This is a genomic window from Streptomyces sp. NPDC048278, assembly GCF_040652195.1.
GTDB lineage: Bacteria > Actinomycetota > Actinomycetes > Streptomycetales > Streptomycetaceae > Streptomyces.
In genome coordinates, this window is record NZ_JBEZLP010000001.1 from 103,511 (window position 1) to 120,528 (window position 17,018).

17 protein-coding genes are annotated in these 17,018 nt (G+C 74.7%); 7 read left to right on the top strand and 10 right to left on the bottom strand.

The window, feature by feature from the left end:
* The first annotated feature begins 72 nt into the window (after positions 1-72).
* Complete coding sequence (locus AB0D74_RS00480) at positions 73-465, top strand: SCO5389 family protein (protein WP_362578464.1); 393 nt, start codon at positions 73-75, stop codon at positions 463-465.
* Between the two features lie 57 nt (positions 466-522).
* Here AB0D74_RS00480 and AB0D74_RS00485 read toward each other — a convergent pair whose 3' ends face one another.
* On the bottom strand, positions 523-1,491 hold the full coding sequence (locus AB0D74_RS00485) for a threo-3-hydroxy-L-aspartate ammonia-lyase (protein WP_362578467.1): 969 nt from the start codon (positions 1,489-1,491) through the stop codon (positions 523-525).
* A 109-nt stretch (positions 1,492-1,600) separates the two neighbouring features.
* Here AB0D74_RS00485 and AB0D74_RS00490 point away from each other — a divergent pair, with 109 nt between their 5' ends.
* The gene (locus AB0D74_RS00490; RefSeq protein ID WP_362578470.1) at positions 1,601-2,296 is read left to right on the top strand and encodes a helix-turn-helix transcriptional regulator; all 696 of its coding nucleotides are present in this window, start codon (positions 1,601-1,603) and stop codon (positions 2,294-2,296) included.
* 10 nt (positions 2,297-2,306) lie between these two features.
* Here the strand turns inward: AB0D74_RS00490 and AB0D74_RS00495 are convergent, their stop codons facing one another.
* The 3 genes from AB0D74_RS00495 to AB0D74_RS00505 form a co-directional block, all read right to left on the bottom strand.
* On the bottom strand, positions 2,307-3,563 hold the full coding sequence (locus AB0D74_RS00495; protein ID WP_362578473.1) for a VWA-like domain-containing protein: 1,257 nt from the start codon (positions 3,561-3,563) through the stop codon (positions 2,307-2,309).
* Positions 3,560-4,789, bottom strand: a complete 1,230-nt coding sequence (locus tag AB0D74_RS00500; RefSeq protein ID WP_362578476.1) for a MoxR family ATPase — start codon at positions 4,787-4,789, stop codon at positions 3,560-3,562. The genes AB0D74_RS00495 and AB0D74_RS00500 overlap by 4 nt, the downstream gene beginning before the upstream one ends.
* Positions 4,790-4,982: 193 nt before the next feature.
* Positions 4,983-5,573: a pentapeptide repeat-containing protein gene (locus AB0D74_RS00505; RefSeq protein ID WP_362580118.1), complete on the bottom strand. Its 591-nt coding sequence runs from the start codon at positions 5,571-5,573 to the stop codon at positions 4,983-4,985.
* 964 nt (positions 5,574-6,537) lie between these two features.
* Here AB0D74_RS00505 and AB0D74_RS00510 point away from each other — a divergent pair.
* The 4 genes from AB0D74_RS00510 to AB0D74_RS00525 all read left to right on the top strand — a co-directional run bounded on the left by AB0D74_RS00510 (position 6,538) and on the right by AB0D74_RS00525 (position 10,212).
* On the top strand, positions 6,538-7,044 hold the full coding sequence (locus AB0D74_RS00510; protein WP_355711597.1) for a SigE family RNA polymerase sigma factor: 507 nt from the start codon (positions 6,538-6,540) through the stop codon (positions 7,042-7,044).
* A 10-nt stretch (positions 7,045-7,054) separates the two neighbouring features.
* On the top strand, positions 7,055-7,612 hold the full coding sequence (locus tag AB0D74_RS00515) for a hypothetical protein (RefSeq protein ID WP_362578480.1): 558 nt from the start codon (positions 7,055-7,057) through the stop codon (positions 7,610-7,612).
* A 174-nt stretch (positions 7,613-7,786) separates the two neighbouring features.
* Positions 7,787-8,959, top strand: coding sequence for a dolichyl-phosphate beta-glucosyltransferase (locus AB0D74_RS00520; RefSeq protein ID WP_362578483.1), 1,173 nt, complete (start codon positions 7,787-7,789; stop codon positions 8,957-8,959).
* A 113-nt stretch (positions 8,960-9,072) separates the two neighbouring features.
* The gene (locus AB0D74_RS00525) at positions 9,073-10,212 is read left to right on the top strand and encodes a hypothetical protein (RefSeq protein ID WP_362580120.1); all 1,140 of its coding nucleotides are present in this window, start codon (positions 9,073-9,075) and stop codon (positions 10,210-10,212) included.
* Between the two features lie 31 nt (positions 10,213-10,243).
* Here AB0D74_RS00525 and AB0D74_RS00530 read toward each other — a convergent pair whose 3' ends face one another.
* Positions 10,244-11,044 carry an SAM-dependent methyltransferase gene (locus tag AB0D74_RS00530; RefSeq protein WP_362578486.1) on the bottom strand — a complete coding sequence of 267 codons (801 nt, stop codon included), beginning with the start codon at positions 11,042-11,044 and terminating at the stop codon, positions 10,244-10,246.
* Positions 11,045-11,248: 204 nt separating this feature from the next.
* Here AB0D74_RS00530 and AB0D74_RS00535 point away from each other — a divergent pair, with 204 nt between their 5' ends.
* Positions 11,249-11,638, top strand: a complete 390-nt coding sequence (locus tag AB0D74_RS00535) for a cold shock domain-containing protein (RefSeq protein ID WP_351487877.1) — start codon at positions 11,249-11,251, stop codon at positions 11,636-11,638.
* A 23-nt stretch (positions 11,639-11,661) separates the two neighbouring features.
* Here AB0D74_RS00535 and AB0D74_RS00540 read toward each other — a convergent pair whose 3' ends face one another.
* From AB0D74_RS00540 to AB0D74_RS00560, 5 genes are read right to left on the bottom strand one after another with little or no spacing between them, the layout of a single operon-like run.
* Positions 11,662-12,438, bottom strand: coding sequence for an ABC transporter permease (locus tag AB0D74_RS00540; RefSeq protein ID WP_362578491.1), 777 nt, complete (start codon positions 12,436-12,438; stop codon positions 11,662-11,664).
* Positions 12,435-13,949, bottom strand: coding sequence for an ABC transporter permease subunit (locus AB0D74_RS00545; RefSeq protein WP_362578494.1), 1,515 nt, complete (start codon positions 13,947-13,949; stop codon positions 12,435-12,437). The genes AB0D74_RS00540 and AB0D74_RS00545 overlap by 4 nt, the downstream gene beginning before the upstream one ends.
* Positions 13,946-14,878 (bottom strand): ATP-binding cassette domain-containing protein, encoded by a 933-nt coding sequence (locus tag AB0D74_RS00550; RefSeq protein ID WP_362578497.1) that lies wholly within the window; start codon positions 14,876-14,878, stop codon positions 13,946-13,948. The genes AB0D74_RS00545 and AB0D74_RS00550 overlap by 4 nt, the downstream gene beginning before the upstream one ends.
* Before the next feature lie 35 nt (positions 14,879-14,913).
* Positions 14,914-15,633, bottom strand: coding sequence for a response regulator transcription factor (locus AB0D74_RS00555; protein ID WP_362578500.1), 720 nt, complete (start codon positions 15,631-15,633; stop codon positions 14,914-14,916).
* Positions 15,630-16,913: a sensor histidine kinase gene (locus AB0D74_RS00560; RefSeq protein WP_362578503.1), complete on the bottom strand. Its 1,284-nt coding sequence runs from the start codon at positions 16,911-16,913 to the stop codon at positions 15,630-15,632. The genes AB0D74_RS00555 and AB0D74_RS00560 overlap by 4 nt, the downstream gene beginning before the upstream one ends.
* Between the last annotated feature and the right edge of the window lie 105 nt (positions 16,914-17,018).

Genomic DNA, 17,018 nt, shown 5'->3' on the forward strand with positions numbered 1-17,018 from the left:
CCTTTCCCCACGCCCCTTTCCCCTTCTCCCTCCTCTCCCACCACCGTTTTGAGAAGAACAGGACACCGTCACATGTCGCTCGACGTCTCCCCGCAGTTGCTCGCCGAAGCCGAGAACGGCGCGGTGCGGGAGGAGGACTTCATCGATACCGTCCGTGCCTCACTGCCGTACGCGTACCACCTCGTCGCCCGGCTGACCGCAGAACTGCGCGGCGGCAGTGCCGAGTTCGCCGACAACCAGACCCCGCCGCCGTCGGAGAAGGAACGCGGACAGCTGCTGCGGGCGCTGTCCTCCGACGCGATCCGGGGCAGCCTGGAACGGCACTTCGGGGTCGCCCTCGCCTTCCAGAACTGCCACCGGGTCGCGGTCTTCCCGCCCGGGGCGCGGGGCGGCGAGACGCACACCCGCTTCACCTCGACGCGCGCGCAGATCCTCAACCAGTCACCGGAGTTCCGCGACTGCTGAGTTCCCGGTTCTCCGCCGGGACGGAGGCGGCGGCCCGCCCGCCGCCCCTGCTCCCGGTCAGCCCGCGACGATCTCCGCGAACCGCTCCGCCCCCACGTTGCCCCCGGACAGGACGACCCCGATCCGGCGCGGCAGCGGCGCCACCCGGTGGGCGAGCAGTGCGGCCAGACCGCTGGCGCCGCTCGGCTCCACGACGGTCTTCAGCCGCTCGAAGGCGAACCGCATCGCATCCCGGATCTGGTCGTCGGAGACCAGTGAAATGTCGTCCACCAGGCGCTGGTTGAGGGAGAAGGTCAGCTCGCCGGGGATGTCCGCGGCCTGGCCGTCGGCGATGGTCCGCGGCACCGGGATCGCCACCCGGTGCCCGGCCGCCAGGGACCGCCGGGTGTCGTCGCCGGCCTCCGGCTCGACCCCGACGACCCGGATCCCGGGCAGCAGCCCCTTGGCCGCGGTGGCACTGCCCGCGATCAGCCCGCCGCCCCCGACGGGTACCACCAGGGCGTCCAACTCGCCCACTTCCTCGATGAGTTCGAGAGCGGCCGTGCCCTGCCCCGCGATGACGTGCGGGTGCTCGTACGGCGGGATGAGCGCGAGCCCGCGTTCGGCGGCGAGGGCCTCGCCGATCGCGACCCGGTCGCCGGTGTAGCGGTCGTACGTCACGATCTCCGCGCCGTATCCGGCGGTCGCCTCCAGCTTCGCGCGCGGGGTGTCCTCGGGCATCACGATGACGGCGGTGGTGCCGAGTTCGCGGGCGGCGAGCGCGACGGCCTGGGCATGGTTGCCCGAGGAGTAGGCGGCGATGCCCTTGGCCAGCTGCCCGGCGGAGAGCCGGGACGCGGCGTTGTAGGCGCCCCGGAACTTGAAGGCGCCGATGCGCTGGAGGTTCTCGCACTTCAGGAAGACCTCGGCACCGACCAGCTCGTCCAGGGTGCGCGAGCGCAGTACGGGGGTGCGGTGGGCCACTCCCTTGATCCGCGCCGCCGCGTCGTGCACGTCCTGGAGGGTGACGGGCGGGGTGTCGGGCATGTTCGTCCTCCGTTCGGGAGCCGCCGGACGCCGGTGGGCCATCGACGGTCTGGAATTATTGTCTATCATCTGGACTGGAAGTCCAGACCCGATCCCGGCGGGGGCACCGATGACAGACGGACCGGCAGCACCGAGCGGCACGGACCCGGCACGCACCGAGCAGGACGCGATCATCGCGGCGCTCTCCCCGGTCGTCGACGGGATCGCGGCGACCTTCGGCTCCTTCTGCGAGGTCGTCGTGCACGACTTCCGCCGCCCGGAACGCTCGGTCGTGGCCCTCGCCGGGTCGGTCACCGGCCGGGGTGTCGGCGGGTCCATGAGCGAGATCGGCATGAAACTGCTGGCGGCCGGCGACGAGGCACACGACGAGCTGAACTACCTGACCCGCACCCAGGACGGAAAGCTGCTCAAGTCGTCCACGATGGTGCTGCGCGACTCGGCCGGTACGGCGTTCGGGGCGCTCTGCGTGAACCTCGACGTCACGGCCGTGCACCAGGTGCACGCGCTGGTCGGCGACCTCGCCGGGGTCACGGCCGGACCCGAGGCGGCGCCGACCACGACGTTCGGCGACGACATCTCCGCCGTACTGGACTCGATCGTCGACGCCCGCCGGCTCCACCGGCCCGGGCCGTGGACCCAACTCACCCGCGAGGAACGCCTGGAGCTGTTCCAGGACCTCGACCGGCAGGGCGTCTTCGCGGTGCGCGGCGCGGTCCAGCAGGTCGCCGGGCGCCTCGGCATCTCCCGGGCCTCCGCCTACAACTACCTGGCCGCGGCACGGACCGACCGGGCGGCGGATCGGTAGCAAGGCCGCGCTAGCCGATCTCGACGACCCGGGCCCAGGCGGGCGGTGCCTCCGGCACGTAGTCGTCGTCCTCCTGCTCCTGCGCGCCGCCGTACTGCCGGGGGAACAGGCCCACCACCGTCCGGCAGGCCGGCTGTGCCGCGGGCCAGGGTGTCTGCCCGTCGGTGAGGGCCACCACGACGTCCGGGGCCGGCCGCGCCCGCAGCGCCCTGGCGAAGCCCGCGCGCAGGTCGGTCCCGCCACCGCCGACCAGCGCGATGCCCTCCGCGCGGCACAGCGGCTGCACGGTCCGGGCAGCCGCGTCGCAGGACAGCACGGAGACCAGGTCCCGACGGCCGCCGACGGCGCGGGCCATGGCGGCCACCTCCAGCAGGGCGCTGCCCAGTTCGGCGTCGCTGACCGAGCCGGAGGTGTCGATGACGACCGAGACCCGGGGCGGGCGGCGGCGCAGGCTCGGCAGGACGACACCGGGCAGGCCGGCCGAGCGGCGCGACGGACGGCCGTAGCTGTAGTCGTCGCCCGCGCCCGCGGCCGAGGCCGCCGAGCGGACCGCCGCCCCCAGCAGCTCCCGCCAGGGCTGCGGCGGATGGAAGACGTCCTCGGCCCAGCGCCGCCAGCCGTCCGGGGTGCTGCCCGGGCGGCCGGTGATGGCCTGCGCCACCCGGAACCGGACGCCGTCCCGCTCCTGCTCGCTGAGGCCGTGCGCGCCGTCCGGACCCAGGTCCCACTCCCGGTCCCGGCCGTCGGCCCCGCTGCCGCAGTCGAGCCAGGTGAGGTCCTGCGTCAGCGGCCCGAGCCGGAACTGGCGCAGGTAGTCCTCCATCAACTGTCCCTCGGGCAGGCTCAGCATGGACGGCCGGACGGCGCCCCGGGGCCGCACCAGCCCGTCCCCGTACGCGTCGTCGTTGATCTCCAGGTCCGCCGCGATGTTCATCCGCAGCCGCTCACCGGCCCCGGTCAGCCCCCGGTCCCGCGCGACCCGGTCGCTGCGCGCGTGGTGGTCGCGCAGCAGGTGCGACACCTCGTGCACCCACACCCCGGCCAGGTCCTCCTCCGGCATCAGGTCCACGAACGCGGGCGACACGTAGCACCGCCAGTGCTTGTCGACGGCCATGGTCGGCACCTGCCGGTCCGCCACGACGTGCAGCGCGAACAGGGCCGTGGCGAGGTAGGGCCGGGCCCTGGCGGCCTGGAGCCGGGCGGCGTAGAGCTTGTCCAGGTCCAGGTCCGGCGCCCCGGCAGGGTCGGCGACCGGTTCGATGCTCATCGGCCGGCCTTCGCGGTGAGGCGTTCGGCGGCCCGGCCGGCGGCGCGGTCGGCGCGGCGGGACACGGCCACCACTCCCGCGAGCTGCTCGACGGCCGCCGGCACGTCCCAGTCGTCCCGGCGCAGCGAGGCCAGGGTGGTGGCGGGGACGACGACGAGGTCGGGGGCTCCGGTGTCCAGGGCCCGCACCAGCAGCGCCCAGGCCGCGTCCCAGCGGGCCCGGTCCGGCCGTTCCCGCACCGCGGCGACCACGCCGTCGAGCACGGCCTGGCGCAGGTCGCCGCGCTCGGGCAGCTCGGCCGCGGCCGGGTCGGCGAGCAGCGTCTCGGGGTCCGGGAGCTCCATCCGATCGACGCTGGCCAGCAGTTCGAGCCCCGGGCCGTCCCCGACCGTTCCCCTGACCAGGAGGGAGAGCACGTCCCGGTCGGAGCCGGAGGCGTGCGCGAAGGCGACCAGGCGCAGGGTCATGTCCCAGCTGCGGGGCGACGGCCAGGCGCCGCCCCGCCGCATCTCGCCGTTCGGCAGCCGGTGCACGAGCGTGGGGCGGGTGGCGAGCAGGCCGCACACCGCGCGGCGCGCGAAGTCCACGGCGGCGGGCAGCCGGTCCGGGTCGAGCCGGGGCAGGGTGGCCCGGGGCCAGGTGCCGCCGAGGCCGCGGACGACGACCTCGTGGTCGTGGGCCCACTGGAGGTGCACGAACCGGTTGGCCAGCGGCGGGCTCAGCTCCCAGCCGTCGGCGGCCGAGGACCGCGGGTTGGCGGCGGCGACGATCCGTACGCCGGGCGGGAGCCGGAGAGCGCCCACGCGACGCTCCAGGACCAGCCGGAGCAGGGCGGCCTGTACGGCGGGGGGCGCTGTGGACAGTTCGTCGAGGAAGAGCAGGCCCCGGCCGGCCTGCACCAGCCGTACCGCCCAGTCCGGCGGGGCCATCGGGACGCCCTGGACGGCGGGGTCGTCGCCCACCACGGGCAGACCGGAGAAGTCGGACGGCTCGTGGACGCTGGCGATCACCGTGGTCAGCGGCAGGTCGAGCGCCTCGGCCAGCCGGTTCAGGGCCGCGGTCTTGCCGATGCCGGGCTCGCCCCACAGGAGGACGGGCAGGTCGGCGGCGACCGCGAGGGTGAGCGCCGCCAGCTGGGTGTCGGGCCGGGGTTCGGTGGTGGAGTCGCCGAGCAACGCCGACAGGGCGTCGGCGACGGCGAGTTGGTCAGGAGCTTGAAGAGGCATGGGTGATCACCTGGGGGTGTGAGAGGGCAAGTGGGTGGGTGTCAGCGCCGGTTGGCGGGGCGAGGGCCGAGGCGCGGGTCGTGGATTGAGCGGTGCCGCCGCGTGCGGAAGGGCCCGGGGCGGGATCCGGCGAGGCCCGCCCGGTAGAGGCCGTACGCGATCCGGCGTTGCGCCGCCGCCTCCAGTGCGTCCTTCAACGGTCCGTCGCGCAGCACGGCTTCGGGCCCGAGCAGTCCTTCGACGACGGCCAGCGCGCCGGCGGTGTCCCCGTGGTCGAGGCGTTCACGGACGCCGGTGAGGCAGTCGGGGCGGCGGTGCGCGTCGTCGACGGCCCGCAGGCAGGGCAGCGGCGGACCGCCGAGCGCCACCAGGAGTTCCTCGCGCCGCAGTTCGTCCGGGGAGTGGTCGAGCGCGGACAGCACCCCGTCGACCAGGCCGATGCGGTGCGGGGCGCCCCGGCACTCCACGAGGCCCGGCTGCCGGGCCGGGTCGGGGTACGCGCCCCGGGCGGCCGGCTCGTGCCCGGGGACGAGCGCCACGGCGACCAGCGGATGCAGCCGGCCGGCGTCGACCAGCCCGGCGCGCAGCAGTTCCAGATCGGGGAGGATCCAGGTCGCCGCGTCGGGCAGGACGGCTCGGGCACCGGGTGCGGCGTCCCGTGCGGCAGCGTCCCTTGCGACGGTGTGCCGGTCGGCCGCGTGCCGATCAGCCGTGTGCCGGTCAGCCGTGTGCCGGTCAGCCGTGTGCCGATCAGCCGTGTGCCGGTCAGCCGTGTGCCGATCAGCCCTGTGCCGGTCGGCGGTCACGCTCCCGTCGGCCGTGAGGCGCAACGCGAACCGCTGCCGGCCGCCCAGGCGTACGACGACGGTGCCGTCGGCCCGCCCCTCGGCGCCCAGCACGATCCGCGCCTCGTCCGCCCACCGCTCCGTGGCACACACTTCCCCCTCGCCGAAGGAGAGTTGGGAGCCGAAAGAGAGCCGTTCACCGCCCGTCGGCCGGTCGGCGCCGGACCGGGTCCGCAGCTCGCCGGCGGCGGTCGCGTCCCACAGATGGCGGTGCAGGTCGTAGCGGAACCGCCGGCTGGGGTGCGGATGCGGATGCCCCCGGGCGGCGGGTTCGCCCAGTGTGCCGTCCCACAGCGCGAGACTGATCCGCTGTCCGGCGTCCGCCCAGGCGGGCGGCGTCCGGACCACGAGGCACAGGGGGCCGTCCCCGGTGTCGTAGCGGGCGAGCGGCATGGTCAGCCCCGGCCGCAGCAGCCCGTCGGGCGCGACCCTCGGCAGATGCCAGCGCAGCAGGTCGGGCGCCAGCCGGCGCAGGTCGGCACGGATCCGGTCCCGGGCGTCCCGGCCCCGCGCACGGGCCAGTTCACGCAGGTCGAGGTCGACGTCGAAACCGGCGGCGGCACAGGCACCCGCCCAGTCCCCGGCGGTGCGGCGGGCAGTCGCGGTCTCGATCATGGCGGGCGGCACGGCGAACTCGCGCACGCGCCGCCACAGCGAAAGGCGGGTGTCCCCGTCCGTGAGGTGAGTGGCCATCAGCACTCACCTGACGTGGACGGGACCCCCAATCTGACAGCAGAGTGAGTGGTCATCGCCGGGAGCATACGACGGCCTCGCCCCGGTCGGCCAGGCAATTACCGACCCGGCCCGCACGTGACGCGGATCACCCCCGCCGGGTGCAGCGTTCGGCGGCCCCCAGGGCCTTTTCCCAGGTGTAGGCAGCCGGGGAGAGCGAGGACCGTGGGAATGGAGCAGGCTCGGGCCGGTGAGTACGACGAGTTCGTGGCGGCCCGCTGGTCGGGGCTGTTCCACCTGGCCCGTCTGCTCACCGGCGGCGATCGGCATCGGGCCGAGGATCTGTTGCAGGAGTCCTTGGTCCGGCTGTGGTTCGTCTGGCCGAAGATCGCCGACGAGGCGCCGGAGGCGTATGTCCGGAAGGTCCTGGCACGCGCGGCGGCCCGTTCGGCGCGCCGCCGGTGGTGGGGCGAGCGCCCCGTCGAGGAGCTACCCGAGGTCGCGGCGGCCGGCGACATGTCGGCGCTCGTGGCCGAGCGTTCCCGACTGGAGGCCGCGCTGGCGTTGCTGACGCCGCGTCAGCGGGCCGCGGTGGTCCTGCGCTACTACCAGGACCTGCCCGACCGGCAGGTCGCCGAGGTGCTGGGCTGCCCGGTGGGCACCGCCCGGTCGCACGCGGCGCGCGGGGTGGCCCGGCTGCGGGAGCTGCTGTCGGACGTCATCGAGCCGGTGGGGTGAGGGAGAGGCCATGGATCACTTCGAACGGCAGTTGACACAGTTGATGGAGGACGACCGGGAGACGGTGGCGTTCGAGCCGCGGCACCGGGACCGGCTGCGGGCCGGTGTACGGGCGCGGCGGCGGGTCCGGGCGGCCCAGCGGGCGGCCGGCGGTGTCCTCGCCGCCGCGGGGCTCGGCCTGGGCCTGTTCCTGTGGCCCCACTCCGGCGTCCGCGGCGAGCCGAGCGCGCCGCACCCCCAACCCGCGACCAGCCCCGCCACCGGTACGGCGCCGACGCCGAACGTCTCACCCAGTCCGCCGGCCTCCGGTGCCGTGAACTCGGCGCCGCCGCCCACGGACACCCCGTCGGCGACGAACGGGCGTACCACCTCGTCCTCGCCGTCCTCCACCCCGACGTCGACCTCTTCGTCGACCGCGACCTCCACCCCGGACGCGGGCACGACGCAGAGCGCGACGCGCGGATCGTCCGGGGGTTCGACCTCCACCACCTCCCCGCCGTCGGCACCCACGACCGAGGGCCCCGACCCGTCGAACAGCTCGTCGGCGACAGCGGGCTCGGCCGCCTAGCGGACCACCGACCACCGACAGTCGACCACCGGCCACCGGCCACCGACCACCGACCACCGACCGCCGACCGCCGCCGGGCGACCCGCTGCCGGACGGCACCCCCCAGTCCCCCACCCCATCACCGGGTGTGTCCTCGGCACGCCCCGAAATCGGGAACGAATGCGAAAAAACGTCATGAACCATCTCCAGGTCACCGTGCCCGTCCCGGCGCCGCCGCCTCCCGTGCACCGCGGCGAGCCGGTCCTCGACCTGGCCGTTCCGGTCTTCGACGAGGAGAAGGACCTGGAGCCCAGCGTGCGACGGCTCCACGCCCATCTGCGGGAGACGTTCCCGTACCCCTTCCGGATCACCGTCGCCGACAACGCCAGCACCGACGCCACCCCGCTCATCGCGGCCCGGCTCGCCGCCGAACTGCCCGAGGTGGAGTGGATACGGCTGGCCGAGAAGGGCCGTGGCCGCGCGCTGCGGGCCGCCTGGTCGGCGTCGTCGGCACCGGTCGTCGGCTACCTCGACGTGGACCTGTCGACCGGGCTCACGGCGCTGCTGCCGCTCGTCGCCCCGCTGCTCTCGGGCCACTCCGACCTGGCCATCGGCACCCGGCTGGCGCCCGGCGCCCGGGTGGTGCGCGGCCCGAAGCGGGAGACCATATCCCGCTGCTACAACGTCCTGCTGCGCTGCACCCTGTCGGTGGGGTTCTCGGACGCGCAGTGCGGGTTCAAGGCGGTACGACGGGACGCCGCCGCACGGCTGCTGCCGCTGGTGCGGGACACCGGCTGGTTCTTCGACACCGAGCTGCTGGTGGTCGCGGAGCGGGCCGGGCTGCGGATCCACGAGGTGCCGGTCGACTGGGTGGACGACCCGGACAGCCGGGTCGCGCTGCTGTCCACGGCCCTCGCCGATCTGCGCGGCATCGCACGGGTCGGCCGGTCGCTGGCCCGGGGCGCGCTGCCGTCGGGGCGGCCACCGCGGTCGTACGCCGTCCCGGCCGCCGTCCTGGCTCTCGCCCAGCTGCTCCTGTACGCGGCGCTGCGGCCGGCCGCCGCCGCGCAGGTGACGAACGCGCTCTCCCTGCTGGCCTGTTGGACCCTCGCCCAGCCGGTCCTCGGCCGCCGCCCGCGGTCCGCGGCGCCCGCCCCGGCCTCCCTGGGCGCCCTGGCCGCCCGGCTGGCCGTCACCGCCGGTTCGCTCGCCGTGCTGCGGCACACGGCCCCCGGCGCCGGCCTCCGCGCGGAGCTCGGCGCGCTCACCGCCGCCCACCTGTCCCTCGTCCTGTCCGTCGCCCTCGCCCGGTCGGCCTGCGGCGGACGCGGCGGACGGCGCCGCGGGACGGAGCGCGCGCCCTCATGACCACGCCCCTGCGGAGCACCGCACCACCCCTGCCCGCCGCGTCCGGGACCGCCGTGCCGGGCCTCGGGCGGCGCCTGCGCGACTCCGTCCGCCGCCACGGCCCGGTCCTCGCGATGTACGGCGTGCTGAAGCTCGTCGGCTTCGGCTCCTTCATGTATCTGCTGGACTCCGCCGGGGACTTCCGCAGGAAGAACCCGCGGTTCGGCGGCGGCGCGCACACCTGGGACGTGCTGGGCACCTGGGACGGCTGGTGGTACCAGCAGATCGCCCTGCACGGCTACCACCCTGCGCTCGTCCCGGTGCCCGGTGCCACCGGGCTGATCACCCTCCAGGGCAACTCGGCCGCGTTCTTCCCGCTCTACCCGGCGCTGATGCGGGTGGCGATGGAGGTCACCGGTCTCGGTCCGTTCGGTGCCGGGCTGCTGGTGTCGGTCCTGGCGTCGTTCGCCGCGGCGCTGGGGATCTGCGCCGTCGCCGCGTGGTTCGGCGGGCGGCGGGCGGGGCTGGCGGCGGCCGGGCTGTGGGCCGTGTGGCCGGGCTCCGGCGTGGAGTGGGCGGTCTACTCGGACTCGCTGTACGTGGCTCTGGCCGCCTGGGCCCTGTACGCCGTGCTGACCCGGCGGTGGCTGACGGCGGGGGTGCTGACGTTCGCGGCGGGGCTCAACCGGCCCACCGCCGCGGCCCTGGTCGCCGCGCTCGCCCTGGCCGCGCTCCTGGCGCTGCGCCGCCGCGAGGACGGCGTCGCCCGTCCGCTGACCGCGATGCTCCTGGCCCCGCTGGGTCTGCTCGGCTACCTGGGCTGGGTGGGCCACCGCATGGGCGACTACGGCGGCTACTTCGCGCTCCAGTCCGGCGCGTGGGGGCACGAGTTCGACTACGGCAGCCAGACCCTGGACGTCCTGACCTCCGTCCCCGTGGGTCACTTCGGCTACCTCTTCGCGTTCCCCTTCGCGGACGTCATCGGGGTCGGGGTGGTCCTGCTGGACCTGGCCCTGCTGCCGCTGCTGTTCCGGCTGCGGCCACCGGCGGTGCTCGTCGTGCACACGGTGCTCACCCTCGCCCTGGTGCTGGGCAGCCAGCAGTACTTCGCGAACGTCTCGCGCTATCTGCTGCCCGCCTTCCCGCTGTTCGTCCCCCTGGCGGTCGCGCTGCGCCGGGTCGGCCTGCCCTGCCTGTGCGTGCTGCTGGGCATCGCCGCGCTGGCCTCCGGCTCGTACGCGGGCTACGCCCTGTTCGAGCTCGGAGTGCCCTGACGACGACGGCGCGATCCGCCGGGACGGCGGCTCAGGCCTTCTTGAGCGCCACTCCGCCGTAGAAGCCGATCTCCTCGGAGCCGGCCGGCGGGGTGGTGTCCGGGCGCCAGAACGGGACCTGGGTCACGCCGGGTTCGACCAGCTCGAACCCGTCGAAGAACCCCTCGATCCGGGCCTTGGGGCGCAGGTTCATGGAGGCGGTCGCGTTGTTGTAGACGGCCTGGGCCTCGCTGCGGTCGTCGGCGAAGTCGTCGGTGGCGTGCGAGAGCACCAGGAAGCTGCCGGCCGGCAGCGCGTCGCGCAGGGTGGCCACGATCTGCTCGGGCTCCTCCTCGTCGCGGATGAAGTGCAGGATGGCGACGAGGAACAGCGCGACGGGCTCGCCGAAGTCGATGATCCGGCGGACCTCGGGGTGCTCCATGACGGACCGCGGGTCCCGCAGGTCGGCGAGGACGATGCTGGTGGTGCCCGCCCGGCTGAGCAGCGCGTCGCCGTGGGCCTTCACGATCGGGTCGTTGTCGACGTAGGCGACCCGGACGTCCGGCGCCAGCTTCTGGGCTATCTCGTGCACGTTCGGCGAGGTGGGCAGCCCGGTGCCGATGTCGAGGATCTGGCGGACGCCGTTGTCGATGACGTGCCGGACCGCGCGCTGCAGGAAGCCGCGGTTGGCCCGCACGGATATCCACACCTCGGGCGCGACGGAGGCGAGCTGGTCACCGGCCTTGCGGTCCACCTCGTAGTTGTCCTTGCCACCCAGCAGGTAGTCGTAGATCCGCGCGGGATGCGGCTTGCTGGTGTCGATCTCCACGGACCCGTGGCCGTCCTGCGTCACGTGCGCTCCTCTCAACGGCCGTCCCGGCTCCCCTTGGCTCACCGACGGCTGGCGACAGCTTTCCATATCAACTTCTTTATCTGTGCACCGAGTTCCGCTCCCCGCGCCCGGGCCGGTGGGCCAGGTCGACCGACCGGGGCGGACTTGACTACCATCGGGTCCAGGTGTCCGGGCAGGTGGCCCGGTTTGGTTGGGGGTTTTCTCATGGTCAGTGGTCGTGTGGTGCGGTTCGACAGCTCGCGCGGTTACGGGTTCATCGCTCCGGACGGTGGTGGCGAGGACGTCTTCCTGCACGTGAACGACATGCAGATGTCGGAGTCGTACGTCCGCCCCGGTGTGGCGGTGGAATTCGAGATCGAGGCCGGCGAGCGCGGCCCGAAGGCGTCCGGGGTCCGGCTCGCCCGGGGCGCCGACGTCCGTACGCTCGGTCCGGACGACGACTCGCTGTGCGATCTGCTCAGCGCGGACGAATTCACCCGTGAGGTCACCGAGACGCTGCTGGCGTCGGCGCCCACGCTCACCGCCGAGGAGATCGTGCGGGTCCGGGGCTCGCTGGCCCAGTTCGCGAAGAACCACGGCTGGATCGAGGGCTGACCCGCCCGCGAGGGCCGGCCGGTTCACGCGTCGCGCGAGCGCAGCAGCCGGCCGCCCGCCGTCAGGGCGGCACCCGCCCAGAGGGCCGGCACGCCCAGTCCCTGCCAGGGGCCGACGGGCAGCCGATCGGTCCCGACGGTGGCCTGGACGGCCAGGCCGGCCGTCATCGGCGCGAACTGCTGGAGATGGCGCTGCCAGTCCGGGTCGGCCACGACGCGGGCGAGGACCGGGAGCACGAACAGCAGGGCCAGCACGATGCCGATCGCGGTGGCCGAGTCGCGTACGACGAGGGCCAGGCCAAGGCTCAGCAGGCCGATCAGGGCCAGGTAGAGCACGGAACCCGCCGCGGCCCGCAGGGTGGGCCCGTCGGTCAGTGAGAGCGCCGGGTAGCCGTGTTCCGGGGTGAAGCCGCGGCCCGGCGCGACCAGGCGCCCGACCAGCAGCGAGCCGAGCACCGAGACCGTCGACGCCACCAGCGTCACGGCGGTGAGCACCGCCGCCTTGGCGCACAGGACCGTCGGCCGTCGCGGGACCGCCGTGAGGGTCGTGCGCATCATGCCGGTGCCGTACTCGTTGCCCACCGTCAGGACCGCGAGGACCGCGACCGCGACCTGGCCCGCCATCACCCCGGTGAGGCACAGCCGCACCGGGTCGCCGCCGCAGCCGGCGGCGTCGCACCGGGAGGTCAGGGCCACCCCGGCGCCCACCGCCACGGTCAGCACCAGCACGCCCAGCAGCAGCCGGACGTTACCGGCGTCGGTGCGCAGTTTCGTCCACTCCGCGTGCCCGGCGCGCCTCATACGTCCCTCCGGCGCAGCAGCACGACGCCGGTGCCGAACGCGACGGCCGCATAGCCGCACAGCACCCCGAATCCGGCCCAGGGCGAGAGCGGGAAGTATCCGGACGAGGGCGAGTAGTCGGTCATCACCTGCTCGTACCTGACGACGCTCTGCTGGACGGCGAACCCGGCGGCCGGGGTGACCCGCAGCAGCCACTCGGCCGCCCCGCCGGGCAGCACCGACGCCGTCGCGAGCAGGTAGGGCAGGACCGTGCCGGCAACCACCACGGTGATGGCCAGGGCGCCGCGTCGCAGGACCGTGCCGACGCCGAGGGCGAGGACCGCGGCGGCGGCGAGCAGCAGTCCGGTGCCGACGACGACCCGCACCTCGGTGCCGACCGGCACGGTGAGCACCGGGAAGCCGCCGGCCCGTGACCGCCGTCCGCCGAGCGGCACCGTCAGGGCGGCGGCGACCGTCCCGGCGACGAAGGCCACCCCGCCCACCACGAGCGCCTTGGCCACGAGAACCCGGCCGCGGCGCGGGCTCGCGGCGAGGGTGAGGCCGATCAGTCCGCGCCGGTACTCGGCGGTGATGTACCCGGCGGCGACCACCACGACCACGACGAGCCCGGCGAACGCACCGACGAGGAAGTTCTCGACGGTCCGCACCCCGCTGCCGGCCGGGCCGCCGACGACCGGAGCGATGTCGCCGGCCCCGGTCACGGTGAAGCCGGAACCGGACCGGACGGCGGTCCCTTTGACGCCCGTGGTGTAGCTGCCCGAGACCCCGGCGCCGTCGCCCACCTGCCGGTACTCCCAACTGCCCGACGTCCACGCTCCGTTCAGGGCGATCCTGGCGAAGGCCCCGGTGGCCACCGCGGGTACGAGGCCCGAGCCGGTCCCGGTGGCCTGCTCGGCCGCGGGCGAGGTCACGAACATCCCGGCCTGGACGGTGTCCGGGAGCCCGGCGAGCCGGGCGGTGCCGACCTCGCGCCACGTACGGCCGTCGCCCGACGCGTAGCCGGTCAGGACGTCGCCCGTGCGCCGCAGCCGGAGCCAGCGCGGCGACGAGCCGGAGACCGCGCCCGCCGCTCCGGCGACGTCGTGCGTGTAGTCGTACTGCATCCGCACGCCGCGCTCGGCCGTGACCATGACCGCCGCGTACGACGAGCCCTGCGTCAGGCCGTCCTTGACGATGATCCCGGCCTTCGCCCAGGGTGCGAGGCCGGGCCTCGTGCGGCCGGGCTCGGAGGCGATCACGCCGGTGAGCGAGGTCACGGCGACGGTGATCGTGCCGTCGCCGGTCAGCGACCGGTGTACGAAGGAGAAGTCGTCGTTGACCGCTTCGCCGCCCGGGCCGACGGGCAGCGACGGGCCGGAGCCCTCGTTGCCGGCCGCGGTGGCGAGCAGCCCGACCAGGCAGAGGACGAAGGCGGCGCCCACACTGCTCACCCACCAGCCGCGCACCGTACGGAACTTGGTCCACTCGGCGTGCAGCAGCGCCCCGAACGCACCGAGGCCGGCCGTGCTCATCGGCCGCCCTCCTCGGGCAGGGTCCCGTGGAACTGGACGGCGTCGCGGGTCAGTTCCATGTACGCCTCCTCCAGCGAGGCGCGGTGCGCGGCCACCTCGGCGAACGGCACGCCGTGCCCGGCGAGCAGCGAGACGACCCGCTCGGCGGGCAGCCCGGTGACGGTGACCGTGCCGGGAGCCGTGGAGCTGACGGTGGCGCCGGCGCGGGCGAGCACGGTCATGGCGTCGGCGCGGGCGGAGGTGCGCAGCGTGACCTGTCCGCGCGAGACGGACTCCAGCAGCTCGCGCACGCTCGTGTCGGCGACGACCCGGCCCCGGCCGACGACGATCACGTGGTCGGCGGTGTCCTGGAGTTCGCCCATGAGGTGGCTGGAGACCAGGACGGCGCGGCCCTCTCCGGCGAGGGTGGCGAGGAAGCCGCGCATCCACCGTAAGCCGTCCGGGTCGAGCCCGTTGAACGGTTCGTCGAGCATCACCGCGGGCGGGTCGCCGAGCAGGGCGCCCGCGATGCCGAGCCGCTGCCGCATGCCCAGCGAGAAGCCGCCCGCCCTGCGGTCGGCCGCGTCGCGGAGGCCGACCTGCCGGAGGACCTCGTCGACCCGTCCGGCGCGCAGGCCCTGGGAGTGCGCCAGCCAGAGCAGGTGGTGGCGGGCGGTGCGGGCGGGCTGGACGGCGGCGGCGTCCAGCAGCGCCCCGATGTGGGTGAACGGGGTGCGCAGCTCCTGGTAGCGACGGCCGCCGACGAGGGCGGTGCCCGCGTCGGGCCGGTCCAGGCCGAGGATCACCCGCATCGTGGTGGACTTGCCCGCCCCGTTCGGGCCCACGAAACCGGTGACCTGTCCGGGCGGGACCGTGAACTCCATCCCGTCCAGCGCCCGCACGCTCCCGAAACGCTTGTGCACGTCCCTGACCTCGATCGTCGTCTCCATGACCGCCAGGCTAGAAAGCGCGGCGGCCGGATGCGTCACCCCTCGGAGCCAGCTTTCGCATCCCTCGCACGGGGGACGACGAGTCCCGACTCGTAGGCGGCGACGACGGCCTGCGTGCGATCGCGCAGGCCGAGTTTGGCGAGGATCCGGCTGACGTGCGTCTTGACCGTCTCCTCGCCTACGACGAGCCGGGCCGCGATCTCCGGATTCGACAGGCCCTCCGCAAGGAGCAGCAGCACCTCGGTCTCGCGGGCGGTGAGGGTGCCGAGCCGGGGTGGCGGAACGCTCGCGGCGGACCGGTCGGGCAGGCGGGCGAACTCGTCGATCAGCCGCCGGGTGACGGCGGGGGCGAGCAGCGCCTCCCCCTCGGCGACGACCCGTACCGCGTCGAAGAGCCGCTCGGCGGTGACCTCCTTGAGCAGGAAGCCGCTGGCACCGGCGCGCAGGGCGTCGTAGACGTACTCGTCCAGGTCGAAGGTGGTGAGGATGAGTACCCGCGGCCCGCCGGTCGGCTCCGAGGCGGCGCCGAGCAGCCGCCGGGTGGCCTCGATGCCGTCCAGACCCGGCATGCGGATGTCCATCAGGACGACGTCCGGGCCGGTCTCGCGGCACACGCCGACCGCTTCGGCACCGTCGGCGGCGGTGCCGACGACGGTGAACTCGGGCTGGGAGTCCAGCAGCGCGGCGAAGCCGGTCCGGACGACCGGATGGTCGTCGGCGATCACGACGCGGATCGGCGGGGTGGGGACGCTCATGCGCAGTCTTCCGTCCTGGCCTCGGGGTCGTCGCGCGGCGGCGCGGGAAAGCGGGCGGCCACCAGGAAGCCTCCGACGTCCGCCGGGCCGGTGCGGACGTCCCCGGCCACCGCCGCGGCCCGCTCGCGCATGCCCAGCAGGCCGTGCCCGTCCGCGGGCCGGCCGGCGCCCGGTCCTGGTCCGTTGTCGCGGACGCGCAGGTGCAGGCGGTCGGCGGCGTAGTGCAGCTCGATGTCCACGGCGGCGCCCGGGGCGTGTTTGCGGGCGTTGGTGAGGGACTCCTGGACGATCCGGTAGGCGGCCAGCTCGACCCCGGGGTCGAGGGCCCTGGGAAAGCCGCTGAGGACCAGCCGGACGGAGCCGCCGGAGGCCGAACGGGCCTCGTCGAGCAGGTCGTCGAGGTGCCGCAGGTCGGGCTGGGGGCCGCGCTCGGCGCCGGTCGCGGACTCGGTGTCCGTGCGCAGCACGCCGAGCAGCCGGCGCATCTCGGTGAGGGCGGCGCGTGCGGTGTCCCCGATACCGAGGAGACGTTCGGCGCCCTGGGCGGGCATGCCGGGGGTGGCCACCCGGGCGGTTTCGGCCTGTACAGCGATCATGGACAGGTGGTGGCCGACGACGTCGTGGAGCTCGCGGACGATCCGGACCCGCTCGCCGCGCGCCGCGTTCTCCCACGCGGTCACGGCCATGACCCGGCGGGCGGCGGAGTGCGCGCGGCGGTGCTCGGCGGCCCGCGCGGCGAGTCCGGCGCAGACGGCGGCGGGTGCGAGCGCCGCGAGCAGCACTGTACGGACGGCCAGGTCCGTGTCCGTGGCCGGGCCCGCGACCGTGGCGAGGGCCGACGCGAGGAAGGGCGCGCCGAGCAGGAGCGCGAGCGGCGTGGCACCGGTGCGGGCCTGCCGGTACTGGACGACGAGTTGGGCGGCGAGTCCCGCGGCCGTCAGGGTGTGCAGGAGCCCGAGCGAGCCGAGGTTCGCGGCGGTGACGGCAAGGCCGGCCGCCAACGGGCGCAGGAACAGCGGTGGCAGCGCCGTCGCCAGGCACAACACCCCCAGAAGGAGGATGAGTTGTATCCGGCCGGTGCTGCCGGAGGCGGCCTGGCCGAACAGTCGCGGGACCGAGCCGTGGCCGCCGACGAACTCCGCGAGGGATTCGGAGACCGCGAGGAACGCGAGCAACACGGCGTAGGGGTACGGCCGTCGGGCGATCCGGCGGCACAGCCGGCGCCAGGTGTCCCGCCCTGCCCCCGCGCGCATCACGTCGGCCAGTATGCCAGCGGCCAACCGTGCCGAGGATCACACTCACGCGGTCGAACTTCGACGCCCGTCCCGGATCCGGTTCGCGTCGGTTCACGCGTGGCGGCAGGGCAACCCCCCTCCACGGCCGTC